The sequence below is a fragment of the Pseudomonas sp. GM78 genome (assembly GCF_000282475.1).
Classification (GTDB): domain Bacteria; phylum Pseudomonadota; class Gammaproteobacteria; order Pseudomonadales; family Pseudomonadaceae; genus Aquipseudomonas.
On sequence record NZ_AKJF01000093.1, the window covers coordinates 1 to 1,123 of the forward strand.

Sequence of the window (1,123 nt, forward strand, 5' to 3'; positions counted from 1 at the left end):
CACATTCAAAGTCACCACTTGATCCCAGACGCGGTGCCCCATATTTCTCTACCTGTGGCACATAAATAGCTCACCTACCATTTTGCTGGCATAAGAACGCCAATGTTTGGCTATTTTAGTGGCACAAAAATGCCAAAGTTTGGTTATTTCAGTGGCATAAAAATGCCAAGGCCAGGTATTTCAGGTGGCACAAAGGATGGGCCCTATTTTTGTGGTATTTAAGTGCCATTCAAATGCCACATAAATGCCATGAAAATGGAGAAGTACGCCCTATCTGTGCTCATGTGAGCCATTTTTGACCTGTACCGGGGGTAGGACTATTTTTGTACCGGGGGTAGGATTTTCCGTTTTTACAGGGCTTTGGAGACCCAAAAAACGTCCCGAGTCTATTACGTGTGGGGTGGATTTGGCGGTACAGCAAAGGATATCGAAAGGTCTCGATAGCGTACGATCCAACCACCCACGATAGGGTCAGGCTTAACGTCGTATCTCTGGCGAACAGTTCCACGGCAGCAACGCTTCATAGTCCGCCACCGACTGCGCATGTGGTAACTGCTCCAGTACGTGGCGTAGCCACGTATAAGGCTCTTGGCCGTTGACCTTGGCGGTCTCCACCAGGCTGTAGATCTGAGCACTGGCGGTAGCGCCTTTGGGCGTGTCGCTGAACAGCCACGCCTTACGACCGATAACGAACGGTTTTATCGCCCGTTCGGCCGCATTGTTGTCGATCGGTAAAAAGCCGGCTTCCACGTACCGCTCCAGCCGGCTCCAGTTGTTGGCAAGATAGTTAACAGCCTTGCCCAGCACACTTTGTGGCGTGACTTGGGGCTGCGTTTTCTCCAACCAGCTTTTCAATTGAGCCAGGATCGGTACGCTCTTTTGCTGACGGCCGATTAAACGCTGTTCATCATCGCTGTCCTTGAGCTCGCGCTCGATGCCATACAGCTTGTTGATCATTGTTAGGGCGATATCGGCACGTCCCGTCTTGCCCTTCGGCTGCACTTTCTGAGCCTCGACAAACTTGCGGCGCGCATGGGCCAAGCAGGCCAGCCGTTCAACCCCCGGTTGCAACGCCAAGGCGTTATAGCCCGCGTAATCATCGGTCATCACATAGCCGCGATAA

At 52.3% G+C, this 1,123-nt stretch carries 1 protein-coding gene; it reads right to left on the reverse strand.

Annotated features, from left to right (window positions below; genetic code table 11):
* Window positions 1–477 precede the first annotated feature (477 nt).
* A partial coding sequence (gene tnpC / locus PMI35_RS16265) for an IS66 family transposase (RefSeq protein ID WP_008059715.1) occupies window positions 478–1,123 on the reverse strand: 646 nt, incomplete at its 5' end.